Source organism: Allomuricauda sp. F6463D, assembly GCF_023015965.1.
In the GTDB taxonomy this organism is placed as follows: Bacteria; Bacteroidota; Bacteroidia; order Flavobacteriales; family Flavobacteriaceae; genus Flagellimonas.
Genome location: NZ_JALKAN010000001.1, coordinates 1590944 through 1613234 on the forward strand (window position 1 = coordinate 1590944; position 22291 = coordinate 1613234).

20 protein-coding genes are annotated in these 22291 nt (G+C 36.7%); all 20 read right to left on the minus strand.

The genetic code is table 11. From position 1 onward, the window contains the following. Positions 1–34 precede the first annotated feature (34 nt). Positions 35–829 (minus strand): cation transporter, encoded by a 795-nt coding sequence (locus MWU56_RS07095; protein ID WP_247043295.1) that lies wholly within the window; start codon positions 827–829, stop codon positions 35–37. A 92-nt stretch (positions 830–921) separates the two neighbouring features. Then, a complete protein-coding gene (locus MWU56_RS07100; protein WP_247043296.1) occupies positions 922–1605 on the minus strand; it encodes a DUF4138 domain-containing protein in 684 nt (227 codons plus the stop codon). Between the two features lie 16 nt (positions 1606–1621). Then, entirely contained in the window at positions 1622–2026 is a 405-nt protein-coding gene (locus MWU56_RS07105; protein WP_247043297.1) for a hypothetical protein, read from the minus strand. 51 nt (positions 2027–2077) lie between these two features. Beyond that, complete coding sequence (locus MWU56_RS07110) at positions 2078–2332, minus strand: hypothetical protein (RefSeq protein ID WP_247043298.1); 255 nt, start codon at positions 2330–2332, stop codon at positions 2078–2080. Continuing rightward, the gene (locus MWU56_RS07115; RefSeq protein WP_247043299.1) at positions 2329–2589 is read right to left on the minus strand and encodes a hypothetical protein; all 261 of its coding nucleotides are present in this window, start codon (positions 2587–2589) and stop codon (positions 2329–2331) included. The genes MWU56_RS07110 and MWU56_RS07115 overlap by 4 nt, the downstream gene beginning before the upstream one ends. Before the next feature lie 15 nt (positions 2590–2604). Beyond that, the gene (locus MWU56_RS07120) at positions 2605–4224 is read right to left on the minus strand and encodes a S8 family peptidase (protein WP_317236528.1); all 1620 of its coding nucleotides are present in this window, start codon (positions 4222–4224) and stop codon (positions 2605–2607) included. A gap of 42 nt (positions 4225–4266) precedes the next feature. Continuing rightward, positions 4267–4956 carry a hypothetical protein gene (locus tag MWU56_RS07125; protein ID WP_247043301.1) on the minus strand — a complete coding sequence of 230 codons (690 nt, stop codon included), beginning with the start codon at positions 4954–4956 and terminating at the stop codon, positions 4267–4269. 1 nt (position 4957) lies between these two features. Beyond that, entirely contained in the window at positions 4958–6046 is a 1089-nt protein-coding gene (locus tag MWU56_RS07130) for an AAA family ATPase (RefSeq protein WP_247043303.1), read from the minus strand. Between the two features lie 136 nt (positions 6047–6182). Then, positions 6183–6845: an ATPase gene (locus MWU56_RS07135; protein WP_247043305.1), complete on the minus strand. Its 663-nt coding sequence runs from the start codon at positions 6843–6845 to the stop codon at positions 6183–6185. Further along, complete coding sequence (locus MWU56_RS07140; RefSeq protein WP_247043307.1) at positions 6842–7372, minus strand: hypothetical protein; 531 nt, start codon at positions 7370–7372, stop codon at positions 6842–6844. Before MWU56_RS07140 ends, MWU56_RS07135 begins: the two co-directional genes overlap by 4 nt. Positions 7373–7380: 8 nt before the next feature. Further along, entirely contained in the window at positions 7381–7659 is a 279-nt protein-coding gene (locus MWU56_RS07145) for a helix-turn-helix domain-containing protein (protein WP_224834830.1), read from the minus strand. Positions 7660–7934: 275 nt separating this feature from the next. Further along, positions 7935–8777: an RteC domain-containing protein gene (locus MWU56_RS07150; RefSeq protein ID WP_247043308.1), complete on the minus strand. Its 843-nt coding sequence runs from the start codon at positions 8775–8777 to the stop codon at positions 7935–7937. A 160-nt stretch (positions 8778–8937) separates the two neighbouring features. Next, entirely contained in the window at positions 8938–10929 is a 1992-nt protein-coding gene (locus MWU56_RS07155) for a heavy metal translocating P-type ATPase (RefSeq protein ID WP_247043719.1), read from the minus strand. Positions 10930–10943: 14 nt separating this feature from the next. Beyond that, positions 10944–11360: a Fur family transcriptional regulator gene (locus MWU56_RS07160; protein WP_159612761.1), complete on the minus strand. Its 417-nt coding sequence runs from the start codon at positions 11358–11360 to the stop codon at positions 10944–10946. A gap of 190 nt (positions 11361–11550) precedes the next feature. Next, a complete protein-coding gene (locus tag MWU56_RS07165; protein WP_247043309.1) occupies positions 11551–12792 on the minus strand; it encodes an efflux RND transporter periplasmic adaptor subunit in 1242 nt (413 codons plus the stop codon). 13 nt (positions 12793–12805) lie between these two features. Further along, positions 12806–17245 (minus strand): CusA/CzcA family heavy metal efflux RND transporter, encoded by a 4440-nt coding sequence (locus MWU56_RS07170; protein ID WP_247043310.1) that lies wholly within the window; start codon positions 17243–17245, stop codon positions 12806–12808. 123 nt (positions 17246–17368) lie between these two features. After that, a complete protein-coding gene (locus tag MWU56_RS07175) occupies positions 17369–17683 on the minus strand; it encodes a DUF6660 family protein (RefSeq protein WP_317236517.1) in 315 nt (104 codons plus the stop codon). 54 nt (positions 17684–17737) lie between these two features. Next, on the minus strand, positions 17738–19510 hold the full coding sequence (locus MWU56_RS07180; RefSeq protein WP_224834826.1) for an efflux RND transporter periplasmic adaptor subunit: 1773 nt from the start codon (positions 19508–19510) through the stop codon (positions 17738–17740). Next, the gene (locus tag MWU56_RS07185; protein ID WP_247043312.1) at positions 19507–20223 is read right to left on the minus strand and encodes a PepSY domain-containing protein; all 717 of its coding nucleotides are present in this window, start codon (positions 20221–20223) and stop codon (positions 19507–19509) included. Before MWU56_RS07185 ends, MWU56_RS07180 begins: the two co-directional genes overlap by 4 nt. Position 20224: 1 nt before the next feature. Continuing rightward, a complete protein-coding gene (locus MWU56_RS07190; RefSeq protein ID WP_247043313.1) occupies positions 20225–22291 on the minus strand; it encodes a copper-translocating P-type ATPase in 2067 nt (688 codons plus the stop codon).

Below are 22291 nucleotides of genomic sequence, written 5' to 3' on the forward strand. Positions count from 1 at the left end.
GTTAATTATGGCCTATTTCTATGAAGTTAGCTTATCATTTACTTAGCTTCAATATCCTGAATGCGCCTTGAATTACAAGAATAAAGACTATGGTTCCAATAATCAAATCAGGTTTATTGGAACTTAACCAATTAACCAGAAGTCCAGCAGTTATAACACCCAAATTAATAATGACATCATTTGAGGTAAAAATCATGCTTGCTTTCATGTGCGCTTCTTCTTTACTCTTTGACTTCTGCAAAATGTATAGACAAATACCATTTGCTATGAGTGCAAAAATTGAAACGATAATCATTGTTGAGAAGTCAGGTAATCTCTCTGTTCCAAAAAACCTTCTTAAGACTTCAATAAAACCAATAATAGCCAGTGTTATTTGAAAATATCCAGCAATTTTTGCAATCCTTTTTTTTCTGACCAGGGTTCCACCTACTGCAAACAAACTAATGCCATACACAAAGCTATCAGCTAACATATCCAAACTATCGGCAACGAGTCCCATAGATTTTGAAAGCACTCCTGTTGTCATTTCAATTACGAAAAATGCAAAATTGATTCCAAGCACAGTCCATAGTAGTTTCTTTTGGTCTGTATTATCTTTAAAGTCTGTTTGGTCAGTATCTTCGGTAGATACTTTTTTACCACCTAGATTCAGTTCGTAAATCGATTGTTCAATTTGTTGGATTTCTCCATTATGGAATACAGTCAATTTGCGGTTAGGTATATCAAAGTTCAGATTCGCAATACTTGAAATTCCATCCAGTTTCATTCGGATTAGATTTTCCTCAGAAGGACAGTCCATTTTGGTAATTTCAAATATTGTTTTTTGCATATGATTTCTTGGCCTTTAAAAACCAAACATAGATTGTTATATTTATAACAAAGATACTTGAATTAGCACAAAAGGGTTGTTAGACAATTATATTATCTAGTATTCATAATCACTTTTCTACTCCCTCTCAATTCATGCAATTCCAACATCAACTTTTCATTATCCCCTAACACAAACTTGGGTAGCACATATATAAATCTGTGTGATTTCCTAACTTTGACAGTACTCGGCATTTCATGCATATAATCGGCTTGTATCAATAGTTTTTGATATGAGGCCTTACGTTTCTTGTTTCCGTTTACCCGATAGATGTTTAAATAATCCACCTCAAAATCGATTTCAGATTTATTCTTGATTTCTAAAATCAGATAAACTTCAGAAGTGTTATAAACCATCTTTTGCAACTGTAATTTGACACCTTTTTTCCGTTTGGTTGCGATAGAACCAGAATTTGATTTCAACAAATAGTTACTGAACTTTTTAAAATGGTCTATCCTATCTGATGACTGAACAATTGGTTCTTGTTTTAAAACTATAGGTCGTTCACTACCGATACTTTCTTTTAATGAAATGAAGTAGTTCAGTTTCGACAGCTGTTCTTTGTACTTTAAAATATAGGAATAGACCTGACCATTTTTGGTAACGGTCAAAAGATTACTTTCGGTTCCCGGAGTGGCTTGCAGCAAACCAAAATACTGTTCTTTTTCTCTGTTGTAGGTAAAAACAAAATTGGATGCACCAGTAATACCCTGGCGAATGGGTTCCGGGAAAAACAAGGCAACATTCTTTTTATCATTGGCATAAATAAGCTATATTGTTTTTATCATTATTGGTTAGGCTAGATTTTATGAGAAACATTTTATCGTGCTGTTTATCAAAAAGATTAGAGTCATTAAAATCTTCCCAAAAGGCCTTAATTACCTCATTAAAAACTTCATTTTTTGATGAAATTGGAATATTATATTTTATTTGAGAAACTATCCTTTTAGTAATATTATCTTCTTCTACCTTTAAGAATAAATCATCAGTTTGATACCCTTTATTTTTATTTTGAAATCCAATTTCATTAATACTTCCATTGGTGAATGATGGTATTATTCCATTAATCATCATTTGTAATAAAAATGATGCTTGTACATAATTTTCATAATTAAAACCTCCTCCACCTGTTTGAAATACACTTGCCTCGCCAGCCATCTAAATTACTTTTTCACTTATTAATGAAATGTTGCTTTCTGTACTCATTTATTAATCGTTTCTTCCTAATTGCTTAATTAAATAACCTATTAAAAAGATTGCTCCAACAGCTAAAGCTGCCCCTACTAAATCGTCCCCTTGCTTTGTTCCTTGTTGATTTAGATATTCATCGTATTGAGATTGAGATATACTTCCGCTTTTATGTAAAAGTTTCATATACTCATCCTTTTCTTTTTTACTAGCTAAATTTGCTTTTATACGGTCGCCCAACTCGGACAAACGTCTGTATTCGTGCATTGTCATCATTGGTCTAATTTTTTGATTTTATCATTTATGAAAGGCCACAGTTCTTTAATTCCATTAATTGCCATTTGCTGCAAATCGTCGCGATGCTTCAAATCCTTCATTTCGTCTTTTAAATTCTGGTACTTGGATGTTAGCAAATCAATTTTAGACTCAAATTTTTCTTCAACCTTTTTTAAAGTACTATTATGCCAGAAAATAAAGCCTGCAACTACGGCAATTAATCCACAAATACTAAGTATGGATTCGATTAATGTCATACTTCAATTTATTTTTTAAGATTTCTTGTTTATGTCTACACGAACTTCTTCCCTAAGTTTGATGTTGGAATGCAAAAAGTTCCTATTTTCCAATAGCTGTGTAACTTCATTATAAATGTTATGTTGTCTTTTATTATCCCTGATAGTAACAATTAGTGTAAAATCTTGATTTAGTATTTCCCCATCTTGTTGTGCTAAGGTTTCTGCAAAATCACGATAAGTACCAATAATTTTAGCATACCATTTTCTTTCTGACCTAAGATTGTGCTCCTTGTTGGATGATGTCATTTCATTAAGGTTTACTGAATACTTTTTTACTGGCTGATATTTATTTCCATAGTTAAGCAACATTCTTTCTCTGGCATATTCACTTGATGTATCCCTTTTGTACGCAGCACGATAATTTGAATCGCGTAGAACGTTTTGAGCATCGTCTGGACCGAACTCATTTAGAATGTTCGTTTTGGTTATATCTCTATCTTTGATATTCTCATAGGTGCCAAATTTTACATCTAAGTTTGATTGACAATATTCTGCACCTTGCTTTTCTCTAAGTACAGGCTGAGCTACCAATGTTACTTTTACATCACCATAGAAAAAGCCTTCTTCATCGACAAGGCTCTCAGGAAAGGGAAATTCAAGTATTTCAATGAATTCACCTTTAACGATATTCTCTTGAAGTATTAAGGTAATTTCGTGAGGGTCATTAAAAATTATATCATCTGCTGAAGTAGGAATCCCAAACCCCATTTGGTTGATTCTCTCATTGATAGGAATTGAAAGTTCTGAGGGGTACTTTGCTGAGTGGATGGTCAAAGCTTTCAGCAACGTTGGATTAAAATCTTCGTTGATTTTGAAATTTAACTCGGACAGAAGTGCTGTAACCCTTGGTGTTGCAAAACTTGTACCTGGTATTTTTACAATATTACCAGCAGGGTCGATTGCCTGAACACCATTAGTAACAATTCCGCTACCATTAACACCTGCATTTCCACCGATAGTAACTAGTTCAGGCTTTATGCTATTTGCTGGCCCTGGGCCTACACGGGTAAATGGTGAAGGATGTAAAAACTCTGAAATATCGTGCCCGTTTTTACTTTGTGCAACTGACCCAACAACTAAAGAACGAATTGAGTCGGCAGATTTTGCAATTCTACCTTTAGGTCTACCATCCTTGAAGTTTTTACAGTTACCTGCAGATTTGCAAATCATAACATCATAAGATTCTTGGATGTTATCTAATGCAATCCCGAAATCTGAAAATTGATTTATATCTGAATCGATTTCTGTACCGAGGGATAAATTCCAAATTTTTATACGATTATTGGTTTTTATTGCTTCTCTAATATTTTCAACCAATTCATCTTCATAAATCATTTCCTTGTTTTTATCAGGAAAAACCGTTGCATCAAATAATTTGACACCTGTATTACCAGTAGCACCTTCATTTTCTAACTGGTCACCATATAAAATTATACTTGAGACACAGGTGCCATGCATAGGGTCAATAAGTTCTTCTGGATATGAAGAGAAGTTGTCATCTTCTAACCACGCATTTAGGTAACTGTTTTTAGCTATTCCCGTATCTAGAACCCCTACAACTGGATAATCTCTTCTAGAATCTGGTCTTTTGATTTCAAGAGTTGACTGCGTATCAAGAGTGTCTAAACCAACCTTTTACTTCGGCATAAAAGTTATTGATTCTAATGCTTCGAACTCACTAAGCTTATCGAGAATGGCCTCATCTATTTTTTGTGCTCTGTAAATTATAAGTCCAGAGGAATAAAAAGCTTCCTTAACCTCAATATTCAACTCTTGACAGAACTTTTTAAATGCCATCTTTACGGAATTATTGAGCTCATAATTTAGAAAATCGATTAGTGATATTTTTAAGGCTTCATCTTCTTTAGGTGCTACCAAATAAGGTCTAAATATTTCAATAGACTCAATTGCAGAAACGGATTTTGCATTCCTATTAAAATTCCTGATGTTTCGCTGTATCTGATTACTTTCTTCTAAACTGTCAACCTTGACTATGGCACTATTAGAATCTACAAAACCGATTATATTATTTTTCGATAATCTACCATTGAACAGTTTTTGAACATCCTTTCGATGCGATTTTGCAATTGCATTATCATCAATGTCAACTTTAAGGGTGACTGGAATAAAATCCCTGTATGATGGTCTAGCAGTAAATTCTCCTTCGATACCTGAAAATGGTTCAAGAAGTATTTCTGCTCTTTCTTCAAGTTCATCGCCAGTCAATACCCATTTTGGTGGTGTAGAACTACCACTACCTTCAGTTTGACGCTCGTCAATACGTCTCTTTTGAAACAATTTTATAGGTAAATTTTTCTTTGCCATCTTATTCTGCTATTAATGCGTTACGAACTTGTCTTATTGAAATGTCTAAGTAAGTAGCTATTTGTTTTTGAGGTATATGACTCTCATTTAAAAATGTTATCATTTCTTCTGATGTATACCTATTATTGGTTTTATATTTAAAAAATTCAGAGAATATTTCATCATACTGAAACTCCTTTTTACTTATTATAGAATTATAGTAAGCACTGTTAACAATCTTAATTATCTCTGAATGTGAAAGGTCATTTAAGTACCCTGAAAGTGTATCAAATTTTTTGTCTTCGATATCAATCTTAGAATTTACTTTACTGAAATAATTACTTATAAGATTTCTGATTTCATCTGAATTAGGTTTGTTTACGTTAACAATCTTTTCAAACCTTCTCCATACTGCACTATCAAGTAACTGTTCGTGATTAGTGGCAGCTATAAGTATACCTGTTTCTAAGAAATCATCAATGTTCTGTAATAAACTATTAATAACTCTTTTTAATTCTCCAGTTTCGTGATTATCATCTCTGGCTTTGGCTATAGCGTCAAATTCATCTAAAAACAATATGCAAGGCTTACTCTTTGCATAATCAAATAGTTTTCTAATATTTTTAGCCGTACTACCAAGTAATGACGATATTAAAGAATCAAATCTTGCAATAACGATTGGAATGTCTAATTCTTTTGCAATATGTTTAGCTAAAGTAGTTTTACCACAACCTGGTGGGCCATATAACAACATTGAGAGATTGATTTGTAACCCCTTGCTTTTGATATCATTTTTAGAATTTACCAATGATATGAAATTATCTATTGGGTTTTTTATTGTGTCAGATATAGAGAAATCAAGCTTAATATCCTGAGGTAATAAAACGTCAGCAATATTTAGTCTGGTATCATTATCTACTGGTGCGTCAAAAAGCTGGTCTTTAAATACAGGAATGCCTCTAGACCCATCTATAGTTTTTAGAATTTTATCAGCGAGTTTGTCTGCACCATCCTCTCTTAGTTTTTTAGCTAAGTGCCTAGAATAGCTCACGACTTTTTTAGCATCATTATTAAGTCCTCCTTCAATTATTTTAATTAGTTCTGTATACATATATATGTAATATTATTTTCAATGTTCGTAACAAATATACTAATTATCGTAATAAAAAATACTAAAAACGTAATATTTTTAAAACAAAACGTAATAATAACACGCAAATTCGTTAATAATAAAGGAGTTGTCGTGATTATTTCCTTTTATCCCTACTCTCCTTATCAAAAGCAACTAAATTAAAAAGCTGTCGCATTCGGCTACGAACACGAATCCCATAGAGCTCTTCCAATTCTGCAGCATTTAAGTTGGTAGTGGCATGGGTTTTAATGTTCCTGTTAAGAAATAAGTCATGGCGAGATAATAGGATTTCTCCCATCACATTACAATCTTTGCCATAGTGCCTACCCATAGGTTCGACCCCTAAATCATCAAAGCAAAAAAATTGGGTATTGCCATAATCTTCAATGGCCTTGTAACCGATATGATTAAATCCAAAGACAATGTTTCGGGTGGGTACAACTTCGTAGGGCTTTCGATGCGGTACTAGGTGTTTTAATAATCGAATCAAAGAAGTTTTACCACAGCCTACAGGACCAGAAAGTAAAATCCCCTTGTCGATATCAATCCCGAATTCTTTGCATGCAATTCTATCCTGGATAAAGTATAGGCATAGTCTGTATAGAATATCACGGTCTTCTTTATAGATTTTAAATTTCTGCCCGAAAAGCAACTTTCCTTTAGCATCCAGATAGATTAACATTTTATCAAAATCATACAAAATTTGATTGCCTCTCATGGTACCCAAAGAATACTGTACAGCTCCTTCAACAATGATATGTGGTTTTGGATTGCTCATAAAGGGTCATTGTAGTTTTTATCCGAACTGGTCTTTAGGTTGTCCTGATATAGGATACTTGCCAAATGGTTTTCTTCATTTTCTGAATTTGAATTTTCTAAAATTTGCCGTTTGTTTAAGTTTTTACTGTTTTCTATAGTTTGTATATGTTTGTTTATAGGTACCAATGCTTGTCCAGTACTTGTCTCCATTTTGGTACGGCTTGGGTACAGAGCTTGTTCGGTACTTGTCCCAAAATTGTACATCTTGATTCTGCTGCCTTTAAATGGATTGTGAGATGGCGTGTAGAGCAAATAGTTCCAATGGCTCAATTCTTTGATGCAACGGTGGTAAGTAGATTTAGAACCTATTTTGGAAAAGCCCATGACTTCTTCTCGGTTGATGTAGAATTCATCTTTAAAGAAATTGTTGTTCCAAATTTGGAACAAGGCTACATACAAGCTGATATGGGTTGGATTTAATCTACTGTCCTTGGAAAATTGCTCAAACACCCCATTGAGGTGCTTGATATAATTGATGTCTTTCAAAACAAGGTTCAGAATTTATTATGAATTCTGTTTTGTTCTAAAACCTGCATAATTTCCTGATAGTCGTAGTATAAAACCCCACCAATTTTGGTAAAAGGCAATGTGCCATTTATACGCAGGTTTTGCAAAGTTCCTGGAGAGATGCCTAAAAGCTCTCTAACCTCTGGAGATTTGAGCCACTTTTTAGCAGGCTGCCCGTTTTGGTTTTGTAAAAGTTGCTTGATGTCTTCGAGTAATTCCAATTTGAATTCCATCAAGTCTTCTGTAGTGATGATAGTTGCTCCCATTTGTAAAACGATTTTAATAAAAGAGGCCACCGCCTTACTATCACCTAATTTGATGGCCTCTCTACTGATTTGACTTTCGTTTTACAAAATTGATAGGGTTTGGTGATTTTTATTCACAAGATATGGCGTCTTGGGTATTATTTTTTACTCATTTTCAATAGGTTATATTAGATGGATTTAGGTTTTCGTTGAGCCCATGATAACTACAAAAACATATAAATAGAATGAGATGCTCTGTGAAAAGCAAAACACCCAAGATAGACTATCTTGGGTGTTTAATTATCGGTTTCATCCATGCGTTTCATCAATTCTTCCTTCAGGATGTTCAAAAACTTGGTTCTACCATTTTTTCGCATTCTTATTTCCAAAAATACCCTATAATAGTCACCCAAATCAATTCTGAAAATTCGTTCTACAAAATATGCAATATCCTTGATGTCAGCTGTTCCGTTATTAATAGCATCTGTACTATGTAAGGCATATATCAACTCTATCAAATAAATTTTATGGGCAGTCCAGGTAAGCCTCGTTTTTTTGTGCAACATACCTTCACCGAAATGATTTCTATTATTTTCCAATTTGTCAATTTCCCTCTTTAAATGGATAATAAGGAGGTCGTAGGCTAAAATTGTTGCGACGGTACCATCATGACTTGTTGAAAACTGTTCATCTTCAAAAAAGTGGAAATTCTCAGGAAAAAGACGAATATCTGCTTCACTTCTTAAAAAATAATGTTTGTCGAATGAAGTTGCCCCTCTTCTGTAATAGTGATAAAAATCTAAGTTCTCATTGAAAAAAGTCTGTAGTTTGTCTATATGGGAATTAAAATATTTTACTTGTGTTTTTCTACTACTTCTTGGACGTTTACTTTCCAGGTTGAAAAGTTTTGCATAGTAAATCAGTTTGCTATAAATATATGGTTTTATGTTTTTGAAAAAGTTGATTTCGTCAACCTGAGATTGGAACCCCTGGCTCAAAACCTCGGTTCTAACTTCCGATAATATAGTTTTAACTAGTTTTATACCTTTTTCAGCAATAAAAAGGGGATTTTCAATTCCAGACTCAATAGTATCGAGTTCTGTGTTTAACCTCTTAATTGTTTCTTCATAAAACTTCAATTTCTTAAACTTTTTAGAATTTCAATGATACAAATGGATTTATTAAGATCCTTTTCTCCGTTGCAAACCATTTAGTAAACCCTTCTTTTGATGTGCTAAAGACTTTTCTGTGTCACCTCCAATACGGCTCAAATATTCAATGGGTTTCTGTAGTTTACTTTTATCTTTTTTTAAACGTCAATAATCGTAGCGCATTAATAACTACAATTAAGGTTGAACCTTCGTGGATAGCTACGGCAATTCCTATACTTGCCCATCCCATAATCGTAGATGGTATAAGTAGGGCTACAATTCCAAGGCTTATCCATAAATTTTGCCTTATTATGGATTTGGAGCTTTTACTTAAGCCAATGGCAAAAGGCAGAACCTCCAATTTATCTGCCATTAATGCGATATCAGCAGTTTCCAATGCCACATCACTACCGGCAGCTCCCATGGCAATGCCTACCGTACTGTTCGCCATGGCAGGAGCGTCGTTTACTCCGTCACCAATCATCGCTATCCTCTTTTCTTGTAAAGCCAGTTGCTTTATAGCCTCAACTTTTTCTTCTGGGAGTAAACTTCCCCTAGCTTCAGTCAATCCTATTTCTTGAGCTACGGCATCTGCTACTTTTTGGTTGTCGCCTGTAAGCATAATCATTTTTTTGATGCCTATTTTCTTTAGTTGTACTAAGGTTTCTTTTGCTTTTTCTCTAGGCGTATCCATTAGCCCCAATATGCCTATGAATTCATTTCCAAGTTTTATCAACATCGTTGTCTTTCCTTCTCCTTCCAATGAATGTACTTTTTCAGCCACTTCTTTTGGAACACCATTGTCTGTATCATCAAACAGCTCTAGATTGCCAATGTAAACGTGTTTGCCTTGATATTCTGCTTTGATGCCTTTCCCTTGTATAGCTTCTGTATTACTCGCATTGGGGATATTCATATCTGGAGATAATTTCGTTTTCCCATCTCTAACTACTGCTTTGGCTAATGGATGGTCGCTCAGCTCCTCAACGGCAATAGCTACTTTTAGTAAGTCTTCTTTTTTGATGCCGCCAAAACCAATGGTATCGGTCAGTTTTGGTTTCCCTTCGGTAAGAGTCCCCGTTTTATCAAATGCCAAGGCAGTTAAGGAGCCTAAATCTTCCAACGGTCGCCCCCCTTTTATCAAAACCCCTCCACGGGCTGCCCTAGCTACACCACTTAGTACTGCCGATGGTGTTGAAATAGCCAATGCACAAGGGCTTGCAGCGACTAAAACTGCTAAGGAACGATATAAGCTTTCGTTCCAAGTTTCATCAATGATTAGAAAAGCAAAATTAAGTAGGATGACCAGCAGGATTACCGAGGGCACGAAGATTTTTTCGAATTTATCGGTCAACAATTGCGTAGGTGACTTTTGCTCTTGTGCATTTTGAACCATGGTTACCAATCTGCTCAGAGTAGAATCCTGTGCTTCTTTAATGACTTTTACTTCTAAAACATTGTTTCCATTTATGGTTCCTGAAAACACCAGGCTTTCTTCGGGGATATTGTTATGGTTCTCATAATTTATATCTGGATTTTCTATGGCCTTTTTATCTACAGGAACGCTCTCTCCCGTAATAGGTGCCTGATTTATGCTACTTGATCCACTAACAATAATACCATCTGCTGAAATTTTACTGTTAGGACGAATAACAATGACATCTCCAATTTTTAAGGTCTCGATGGCTACTTCTTCAGTTTTCTTTCCTTTTTTCAACAATGCCGTTTTAGGGGCTAAATCAGTAAGGGCCGCAATGGATTTTTTTGCTTTTCCCATAGCATAATTTTCCAAGGCATGGCCCAAACTAAAAAGGAACAACAATAAGGCACCTTCTGCCCATTCTCCTAAATAAGCTGCGCCTGCCGCAGCCACAAGCATTAAAAAATCAATTTCAAACTCACCTTTTGAGATTTTTGTAATGGCTTCTTTTAAGGTAAAATACCCTCCAAAAAAGTAAGCTGAAATATATAATCCAAAAGGAATATTACTTGAAATACTTCCATATTTTTCCAGTAAATATCCTGTGATTAAACAAATACCACTTAAAATTGCAAAATAGAGCTCCGTGTTTTTTCCAAAAATACCTCCGTGGTCATGGTTGTGACCATCTTCTTTGTGGTGTTTTTCGCTTTTATTCATCATATCTCAATGTTTTAATCCATATTACATTTTTCACAAATGCCTTTTACCGTAAGGTTCATATCTTCTGATATATAACCTTTGGGAAGGTTGATTTGTGGGATTTTATAATCTGTCAAGCATACCGTTTCTTGGCATGTGTTGCATCTAAAATGTAGGTGCAGGTCATTATTTTCCTTAGAAGTAGAATGATTTTCACAAATAGCATATTTTATGATACCAGTGCCATCTTCTATCGAATGTACCAATCCAATTTCTTCAAATGTTTTTATAGTCCGATAGAGCGTACTTCGCTCAGAGGTTTTAAAGTCTTTTTCCAGTTCGCCTAAGCTTATGGCATTTTCTCTATTCACCAATAATTTATATACCAATAATCGCATTGCAGTAGGGCGAACCCCTTTATCTTCTAGTATTTTTACAATTTGTTCCATTTTATTAAGTGTTGCCAGTAATGATTGATAATCCTTAGCATTTTATTTCATTTTGCTAGTGAATTCATTTTTATCATTTTCCTTATTTCATGAATTGCTTTTTGAATGGGCCTGCCGTTTTATCTTCCTTATGGACGAAATCGAACAGACCCTTACCAACCAATCAATCAAAATCAATTTTTATATTTTATTAATGACTATGCGACGTTTCGCTTTTTTGCATTTCCGATATTAAGTAGTAGGCATTGTTGAATACCACTTGAACATCCTCAACAAGCGGTTCCAATAGTTTTATTTCCACCCAGCCATCTTCAGTTATTCCTGTACGGATTTCAAGAGGTTTTAACTCCCATTCAACCTTACCATCTTCCAAATGTTTTTGTGCTGTAAAAATGAACGGTTTTCCACCTTCTTCTATAATGGCATCTTCTGGTAAGGCCGTCACCGGTGCCTCACCAGTCCTTATTTTTCCATTGATATACATTCCAGGGATAAGGAAATCTTCTTTTTTATCTATTTCTGCGTGTATGTGTACGGCCTTGGGGTTCTGTTCAAATTGCTTTCCTACGGAATAAATTTCACCGGTAAGGTTGCTATTGGGAACCGATTCTAACGTAAAAGAGATTTTCTGTCCCTTTTTAACCTTATGGATGTCCTTTTCAAAAACCATTAGATCCGCATGAATATGCTCATTATCCACAATTTCAAACATAGGGGTTTGCGATGCTACATACTGTCCCATTTGAACTTTTACTTTCTCTATATAACCAGCAATAGGGCTTGTTACCGGAATATATTCGTAAATTTCACCGTTCCTTATTTTTGAAGCACTTATGTTCAATTGTCGTAACTGAGATTCATAGCCTTTTACCTCTGCTTTAATCGATTGGTATTCAGACTCCGTTTGTTGAAACGTTTTTCCCGAACCTACCTTTTCTTCATATAATCGTTTTTGGCGTTCGTATTCTTTTTCCAAAAACTGCATCCTGTTATAGGTTTTTATATAATTGGTCTGGATTTGGGACAGGTCGGGGTGGGAAAGGTATGCCAAGGTCTGTCCTTTACGCACTTTATCGCCTTCTATAACTTTGATGCTGCTTACGTTACCACCCAAAATAGCAGTTACCGTAGCTTCATACTGTGGTGGCACCTCCAATTGTCCGTTGGCTTTAACCACACCTGAAAGCGATTTTGTTGGTAAAGCACCTACTTTAATGCCCAAGCTATTGAATTTTAGCTCGGATAAATGCACTGCTTCGCCTTCTTCGGAACTCTCTTCGTTTTCTTCGTATTCCTCTCCTTCTTTATGGTCATGGGTTTCTTCTGTTTTTGAGGCTTCCTCCCCTACCGCTTGTTCTGTTTCTTCTTTGCAGCCCATAAAAAGGGCAAGCACTAGAGACAGCATTAAAATCATTATTATTTGCGTTTTCATCTTATTATTTGTCTTAATTTTTATTTGGATTCTTCAGGTAATATTCGAGTTGGTAACGGCTGTCCAAGTAGCTGTTGAAGGCTTCCCAAGCGTTTACTTCAATACGAATGACGTCCCTTATATTCTGTAAGAAAGTTACATAGTCGATGGCTCCTTCCTTAAAGGCCAATATGGTACCTTTTTGCTGTTCTTTGGCCAATGGAAGTGCTTTGTTTTTATAATAACTCCACGAAGTCTGCCATTTTATAAAATCTTCACACATATTTTCATAGGCCGTTTTTACCTTTAGCTTTTCGGTATAAAAATTCTCTTCTGCTATTTTTTTGTCAATTTTTGCCTTTTGCGCTCTTCCTAAATTGGCACCAAAAAACAATGGAATTTGTATACCCACTTGATATTGATAAAATCCTGATTGTCCATTGATTTGCTGCCTGCCGTATTGTGCTTGAAACTTTGGCAGGAACTCGGATTTTTGTACCTTGGTAAATGCCTTAGCTACCTGTATTTGCTGCTTTGAGGCTTGAAGTAATGGATGGTTTTCCAAGGATGTCGATCTATAATCAAATGGAGCTTCTAAAGATTCCAATGAAACATTTGGTACACTGTACAACGTATCGCTGGCAAACCATTGGTTTAACTGTTGCAATGCTTTGTTGTATTCCCTAAAAGCCTGTTCTTTTTGAATTTTGACCTCATTGGCTTGATTAGATGTTGCCAAATATTCTAAATTGGAAGTAGCTTCGGTTTCATACCTGATTCTGGCTGCTCTCTCAATATCCTGAAAAACGGAGTCCATTCGATTATAGACCAGATATGTCTTCCGTTTTGTGTACACATTTGCCCAAGCCCTGCTTACCTCTCGTTCCACTTCTAGGGCAGTTAGGTTGACTAGGTTTTCCGCCAAATGGATACGTTCCTTTTGCAACTTTAATTTGGGAACGATCCCAAACACATTGATGTCCTGCTGTTGCACCCCGATGGTATTGGACACACCATTTTCTCCATTGCCTTCTTCTTCCTTTCCAGTAAATATTTGGGTATTTCCAAAATCAAAGGCAGTTTTTCGCATCGCTTTCTCTCCTTCAATTCCAAGTTTTACGGCTTTTAAACTCGGGTAATTGGCAATGGCCATTTTCTTGGCTTTTTCCAGGCTTATCGTTGGCAAACTATCCTGTAGGATTACTTTGTTTTCCAATGTACCTTCTTGAGCAGAAGCTGGAATCGCAAAACCCAATATGCATCCCATGATTAAAACGGTAGCTATAGCACTTGGTTTTAATGAAGAAAGCTTCTTTTTGCTTTTGTTTTCTCCCCGTTTTTCAATGAATGTATATAAAATTGGAAGTACAATCAGTGTTAGTAAAGTCGCCGTCAACATCCCTCCAATAACTACGGTTGCCAATGGTCGTTGTACTTCGGCACCAGCCGATGATGAAAATGCCATCGGCATAAAACCTAAAATATCTGTAGTTGCTGTTAACATAATTGGTCGTATTCTTTCTTTGGTTCCTGTTACTATTCTTTCCCGTATGCTTGTTACACCTTCTTCCTTTAGGGAGTTAAATCGATTTATAAGCACCAATCCGTTCAGAACGGCAACTCCAAATAGCACTATAAAACCTACCCCTGCAGAAATACTGAATGGCATGTCCCGTAACCACAGGGCAAATATGCCGCCGATGGCCGCCAATGGAATAGCGATGTATATCATTATGGATTGTGAAAACGATTTTAGGGCAAAATACAGGAGCACAAAGATTAAAAACAGTGCTATGGGTACTACGATGGTCAACCGTTCTTTGGCACGTACTAGGTTTTCAAACTCTCCTCCGTAGGTAATATAATAGCCTGGAGGTAGGTCCAACTCAGCATCCAATTTCTGTTGAATATCGGTTACAACGGATTCCACATCACGTCCTCTTGTATTTATACCTACGTAGGTTCTACGAAAAGTATTGTCGCGGGATATCTGCATGGGCCCTGGCACATAGCTTATGTCTGCTACTTCCTTGATGGGAACTTGGGTGTCATCGGGCAAATCGACATATAAAGCGCGTAAATTTTCGATGCTTTTGCGGTGCTCCTCATCAAATCGGATAACCATATCAAAGCGTTTTTCCCCTTCAAAAATGACCCCCGCATTACCACCAGCGAATGCGGCACTTATATAATTGTTTACTTTCTCGATATCCAGTCCGTACTGTGCCATCTTTTTTCGATTGTACCTTACGGTCATCTGTGGCAAGCCTGATGTCCGCTCTGGATTGACATCACCCACGCCTGGAACGGTTTGGATAATAGCCGCCATTTCTTCTGCCTTTTTGGAAAGGACTTCTAAATCTTCGCCATACAATTTAACGGCAACGTCTTCCCGTACTCCTGTTAGCAGTTCGTTAAAACGCAGTTCTACAGGTTGGCTAAATACTAGGTTTACCCCTGTAAGTTCACTATCTAGTTTATCCTTGATTTTATCGATGAGTTCTTCTTTTGATTTTGCCGAAGTCCATTTACTCATATCTTTTTCCAGGATGATGAACATATCGGCAATATCCATCGGCATCGGGTCGGTAGGGATATCGGCAACACCAATTCTGGCAACTGCTGTCTTTACTTCTGGAAAGTTCTCGATAAGGACACTTTCTATTTTGTTTGATACATCGATAGCTTCTGTTAATCCTGTTCCCGATCTTAACAGTGCTTGCATGGCAAGGTCTCCTTCGTCCAATTGAGGTACAAATTCGCCTCCCATTCTTGAGAACACAAATCCTGAAACAAGAAGTAAAACTATAGCTGCTCCTACAACTAAGGATTTTGCTTTTAATGCTCCTTTTAAAAGGGGTAGATAGACTTTTTGGATGCTTCCTATAATGTTATCACTGATTTTTTCCAGCCAACTTTCAAATTTCCCGAACCAATTGTTTTTGTTTTTAACGGGTTTCATAAATAAAGCGGACATCATTGGAACATAGGTCAGGCAGAGGAAAATAGCCCCAATCATGGCAAATCCAAAAGTAAAGGCCATAGGGCGGAACATCTTTCCTTCAACTCCTGTTAAAAAAAGAATAGGCGCAAATACGATTAGAATGATAATTTGGCCGAAAAAAGCAGAGCCCATCATGGTGCTTCCCGCATCATAGGCGACTTCATCCATAATACCTTGATTGAATTTGAGCTTACCGGAACGTATTCGTTTTTGGATTTCATAAACCGTCCCTTCTATGATAATTACAGCTCCGTCTATAATGATTCCAAAATCGATAGCTCCCAAACTCATTAAGTTGGCCCAAACACCAAATTGTTTCATCAAGATAAAAGCAAAGAGCAACGATAGGGGTATGGTTGTGGCGGTTATCAATCCGCCCCTTAAACTTCCCAATAAAAAGACCAGGGCAAAAATGACGATAAGTGCACCTTCCAAAAGGTTTTGTGTTACGGTACTGGTGGTTCGTTCTATGAGATTGCTTCTATCCAAAAAGGGTTTGATTTCCAACCCTTCAGGTAAAGACTTTTCAACGTTTTGCATTCTTTCCTGGACATTGGCAATCACTTTATTTGGATTAGCTCCTTTCATCATCAACACCATTCCGCCAACGGCTTCGCGACCATCTTGGGTAAAGGCTCCGTAACGTACTTGGTTTCCAAATTGTACTTTTTCCGTAGCATCTCCTATGGTAATCGGGAGTCCATTTTCATTTTTTATGGCGATGGCCTTGATATCCTCCAAAGACCTTATGAGTCCTTCCCCTCGGATGAAGTTTGCCATTTTACCTTTTTCAATATAGGCACCTCCTGTATTGACATTGTTCCTTTCCAAAGCGGTAAATACCTCGGATATGGAAACACCTATAGCATTTAGCTTTTCGGGGTTTATGGCTATTTCGTATTGTTTTATGTTGCCACCAAAAGAGTTGACTTCCACAACACCATCCAAGAGTGTCATTTGGCGTTTTACGATCCAATCCTGGATGGTACGTAGGTCGGTAGGGGAGTATTTGCTTTCAAAGCCCTTTTTTGGTTTTATGGTATATTGGTATATTTCTCCTAATCCAGTGGTAATCGGTCCCATGGAAGGGTTCCCGAATTTTTCTGGGATGCTTTCCCTAACCTCGTTCAGCTTCTCCTGTACCAATTGTCTGGGTTTGTAAATGCCCATGTCATCATCGAATACGATGGTCACTACGGAAAGTCCAAAACGGGAAATGGAACGGATTTCGGTTACATTGGGCAAGTTGCCCATGGCCAGTTCCACGGGATAGGTCACGAATTGTTCAATATCTTCGGTAGCGAGGTTTTCAGATACGGTGATGACCTGTACCTGGTTGTTTGTGATATCTGGCACCGACCCCAGATTTACGGTAGACATGGACCAAATACCGGTTATGATAAGAGCCAATGTCAGTAGTCCAACAATAAATTTATTATTGATGGAGAATACAATGATTTTATTTATCATGTAATAAAAAGATTAATTCAGTTAAACTTTTCGCCGAAGTTTGCATGAGACAAAATCAACGAAATGAAAATATTGACCTATCAGTATAGGTCTGAAAAGGATATAGTTATCCTAAAAACTGAATTAAACTTGCGGTGGTTGTAGTAAAGAGTGGGTATATTCTTTGGTAATATTATCAAAATGGATACAGGGTTCCAAAGAAATCTCAGGTGTTAATGGTTTGAAATTTGGAATCCCAAAATCTATGGTATGCGCATGACAGCAGTGGCATGTGCAAAATGGACTGCATAGGTCCGAAGTACCATCTTCGGGATGGTCAGTATGGCCATCCAAAACAATTTCCATTTGACTGTCATTGGTAGGAAAACTCGTGTCACTACAAGGTAATACGTTAAGTGCTAGAATATAAAATGATAATATGAGTGTCACTATTTTCACAATACAAAAATACAAAATTAACAATGCACAGCTTGTGCAAAGATTATTGTTACTTCATTCTATTACTTGTTTCACCTCACCACAGGTCAACATGGCATCACCAAAGTATGGGTTTAATACTTTTTCTTCTTTGCTCAGCCAATAAGCACCTTTATTGTTATCTGCCATTGGGCAAAATTGATTGTAAACCTTTTCGTTGACTCCAAATAACTGAATCGCGCTACCTAAGTGTGATGATAAATGTTTAAAATGACTCCTCTGTTCCTCTATATTTGAAACTTCTGTAATGGATTTAGTTGAAGATTTCAGTTCTTTCTCCAGCTTCATCCAATGATTATGAGCATTGTTGTCTTTTAATAATTTCATATCAATCAGATTCAATGAATTGAGTAGTTGCTGCGCGCCTTCAACTACTTTTTTTGAATCGTCTTTTACCAATGCATCTTTTACAACTAAGTAATTATCAAAAGTAGTTTTTAATTGATTTTGAAAAACCTCTGAAACCTTTATTCTCTCATTCATTTTAGAGTGATTGCTGTCTTCACTTGAAGTTGATTCTTGCATACCCAGATGTCCTTCATGTCCAGTCACTACTTTTCCTCCTTCCTTGTTCATCATTGATTTTTTCCCCTGCAATTGAGCCGCTGCATCAATGGTAAATGTTCCATTAGTTACTATCTCGTCACCATTCTGCAAACCACTTAGCACCTCATAATTTTCACCTATCGTGTTCCCTAATTTTACCTCGCGCATCTCAAAAACAGGTTCATTAAGGCTGCTCTTTATGTATACCACCGAACGTTCTCCAGTCCATAAGACCGCTGTTGATGGAATGCTAAGTAATTCCTCTTTAATTGAAGAAACACCTTCAATGTTACCTTCAACAAACATTCCTGGTTTAAGCTCATCCTTTGTGTTGTTTAACACAACCCTTAGTTTTACTGTTCTTGTACGTGTATCTAATACAGGGTCTATAAATGAAACCTTACCTTTAAATTCTTTATTAGGATATGCATTGGTAGTAATTATCACTTCCTGTCCTTTTTTGAATAAATCAATCTGATTTTCATAGACATCAAAATTTGCCCAAACCGTATTCAGTTTCGCAATTTTTAATAGTGGTTGACCTTGTTTTATATAGTCGCCTTGCTGCACCATTTTTTCCGAAACTGTACCAGAAACTGTAGCGTATACAGGAAAGTTTTCTATTACTTTACCAGAAGTTTCAATCTGATTGATTTGTTTTTCTGATAACTTCCATAACTTTAATTTATTCCTAACTGCCTCATATAATTTAGGTTGCGATTCTTTAAGTGAAGCTGCGGTAATCAACTCTTGTTGCGCTGCATACAATTCTGGTGAATAAATGCTCGCCAATAATTGTCCTTTACGAATTTCTTCTCCTGTAAAACTCACATATAGGCGTTCAATCCTTCCCGAAAAATAACTTACTTGTACAGCATTGGATTCCTCGTTTTCGACTATTTTTCCTGATAGTTTTATAACATTATTGTCTATTTCGCTATTACCTATAATAGAAGTTTGTACATCAGCCAAGGCCAGAGCGTTTTCAGTTAGTTTGAATTGGTCGGCCAATAATCCATCTGCGCCACTTTCTGCAGGAATTAAATCCATCCCACAGATAGGGCAATCACCGGGTTCAGGTTGCATAATCTGTGGATGCATCGAGCATGTCCACATTTGATTGGTTTCTGCTACTTCGTTATGATTATGCTCTTCTTCCTTGTTTGACGAGTTACCAAATAGTAACCACCCAAGCAGTAATCCTAAAACCACTAATCCAATGTAAATTGTGTATTTCTTCATTTCTTTGTTTTTTTTCGTTTTAATAATTTTCTAACCGATGGTGATGATGTGTACCATAATAGGAAGCCGCTTAGTACCGTGATCAATCCCAAAAGAGAGAAAGCCCTTAATACGGTAGTGTTGAAATTATCTCTACCATCATAATCCATTGTGTGCGTCATCCATAAAAAGTCAAACCAACGCCAACTGCGATGCCTTACCGTTTGAAACTTCCCATCTTTAATAGATACATAAGCTTTTAAAGCTTCGTCTGTTTTATATGAAATGACATAAGCTGGCAATAACTTTTCTCTATACTCGTGGTGATTTCCGGTCTCATTAATTTGCTCTACATTTTCAACTACCAAATCACTTTTCATATAGTTTTTGGCGATATAAAGAGCTTCGTCTTTTGTTATGCTATTCTTTGGGTTTCCATCTATGGCATTGTATAATTGTTCTTTATTTACCCAATAGTAAGGTGTATTGTCAATATCTCTCAACTCAATAGTATTAATACCGTTGGAAACATTAAGTTGTGTCGGGCTTATCATATCATTGAAAGCTTGGGGTTGATAGTCCAGATTCTTAAAATGGTCGCCGTGTATGTCATCGATATTTGTCCAACTGAAATACATGCCGCTAATAGTCCAAAACAGGAATTGAACCCCTAAAAAGAGCCCCAAATACCTATGCGCATTTCTAATTTTTAAAGCTGTTTTTCTATTAACCATATTATGTTTTTGATTGTAGAATTCCTTTTAATGTTTGTGCATTAATTGCACAAATTATGGTGCTGATACTCATCAAAGCCGCACCAAATGCTGGGCTTATCATTAGCCCAGGAACGAAACCCGTTGCCAAGGGCAAAGCCACAATATTGTAGCCCGTTGCCCAAACCAGATTTTGAACCATTTTACGATAGGTAGCTTTACCAAATAATATCAAGTTGGCAATGTCTTTTGGATTGCTGTCCACTAAAACAATATCAGCGGTCTCGGCGGCTACATCAGTTCCAGAACCAATGGCAATACCAACATCTGCTTGTGCCAAAGCAGGTGCATCGTTTACACCGTCGCCTGTCATTGCCACAAATTCATCCATTGCTTGCAATTGTATTATTTTGTCTTGTTTCTGGTCTGGCAGTACTTCTGCCATATAATCATCTAGTCCTAATTTATCAGCGACATCTTTAGCCACTTTTTCATTGTCTCCGGTAAGCAAAGAGACTTTGATATTATTTTTCTGAAGGACTTTAATCGCCTCATAAGAGCTCTCCCTAATTTCATCTGCGAAGGTTACAAAGCCAATCACTTCATCATCAACTATGGTAAATATTTTGGTTTCAATACCCTCGTCTTTATCCTCCGCAACATTCTTGTTCAATTGTTCCATTAGCACATAACCTCCAGCCTGTACTTTCTTTCCATTAACCGTTCCACTAACACCAACGCCCGCGTTGTACTTGAAGTCGGTTACTGATGGAATTTCAATATTTTCCTCTTTTGCTTTTCGTCTTAATCCTTTGGAGATATGGTGCTCGGAAGGGCTTTCAACAGCAGTCGCATACTTTAAGAGTTCTATTTTATCGTAGTCTGATGACAATGGAACAATGCGAACTACTTCGTGTGAACCCTTTGTAAGTGTTCCAGTTTTGTCGAACACAATGGTTGATATTTTTCGAGAAGCCTCAAATGCTGTTCTGTTACGAATCAGTAGTCCATTTTTTGCTGATATACTAGTGGATATTGCAGCTACTAAAGGGACTGCCAACCCTAAAGCATGTGGACAACAGATAACCATAACAGTTACCATACGTTCTAAGGCAAATGATACTGTTTCTCCCAAAGCCAACCACGTAAAGAATGTACCAAAGCCTAATACTAATGCAATTACAGTAAGCCATTTTGCTGCTACATCTGCTAAACGTTGTGTTTTGGACTTCTGCTTTTGAGCCGTCTGAACCATATTTATCACTTTTGATAAATATGTTTCCTCTCCAATCCCCTTTACTTTTACTTTAATGACCCCGTTGCCATTAATTGCACCACCAATTACTTCTTCATCAACACTTTTACTAACAGGCTTACTTTCACCAGTAAGCATACTTTCATTAAGGTCACTTTTGCCTTCTACTATTACGCCGTCTGCTGGAACTTTCTCACCTGGTTTAATGAGAATGATATCACCTTCGTTTAACTCACTTATTTTTACTTTACGAGTCTGGTTTCCATCTACCAAATTGGCTTCGTTAGGCATTAAAGCCGCAAGTGCTTCCAAGGCTTTACTTGCTCCTAAAATGGAACGCATTTCTAGCCAATGGCCAATCAGCATTACATCGATAAGTGTTGCTAATTCCCAAAAAAAAGTTTTGCCCTCGAATCCAAAAATAACCGCTACACTATAAAAATATGCTGCTGAAATTGCTACGGCAATAAGGGTCATCATTCCTGCCGACTTCTTCTTTAACTCACTTACCAAACCTTTTAAAAATGGCCATCCACCGTAGAAGTAAACAATGCTCGACAAAGCAAACAGTACATAATTACTGCCCGTGAAATTCCAATCTACGCCCAACCATTTCTGTATCATTGGTGATAATAGCAGAATAGGTATGGTTAAAATTGTGGATACCCAAAATCTCCGTTTAAAATCTTCTATCATCATTTTATGATGGTCGTGTCCGTGTTCACCGTGAGCGGAGTTATGACCAGAATGCCCCTTTTTACTATGGTCCATTTCTGCCTTTTGCCCTGAATGGTTTTCGTGGTTGTGATGTTGGTGGTGTTCGTGATGTTCCAT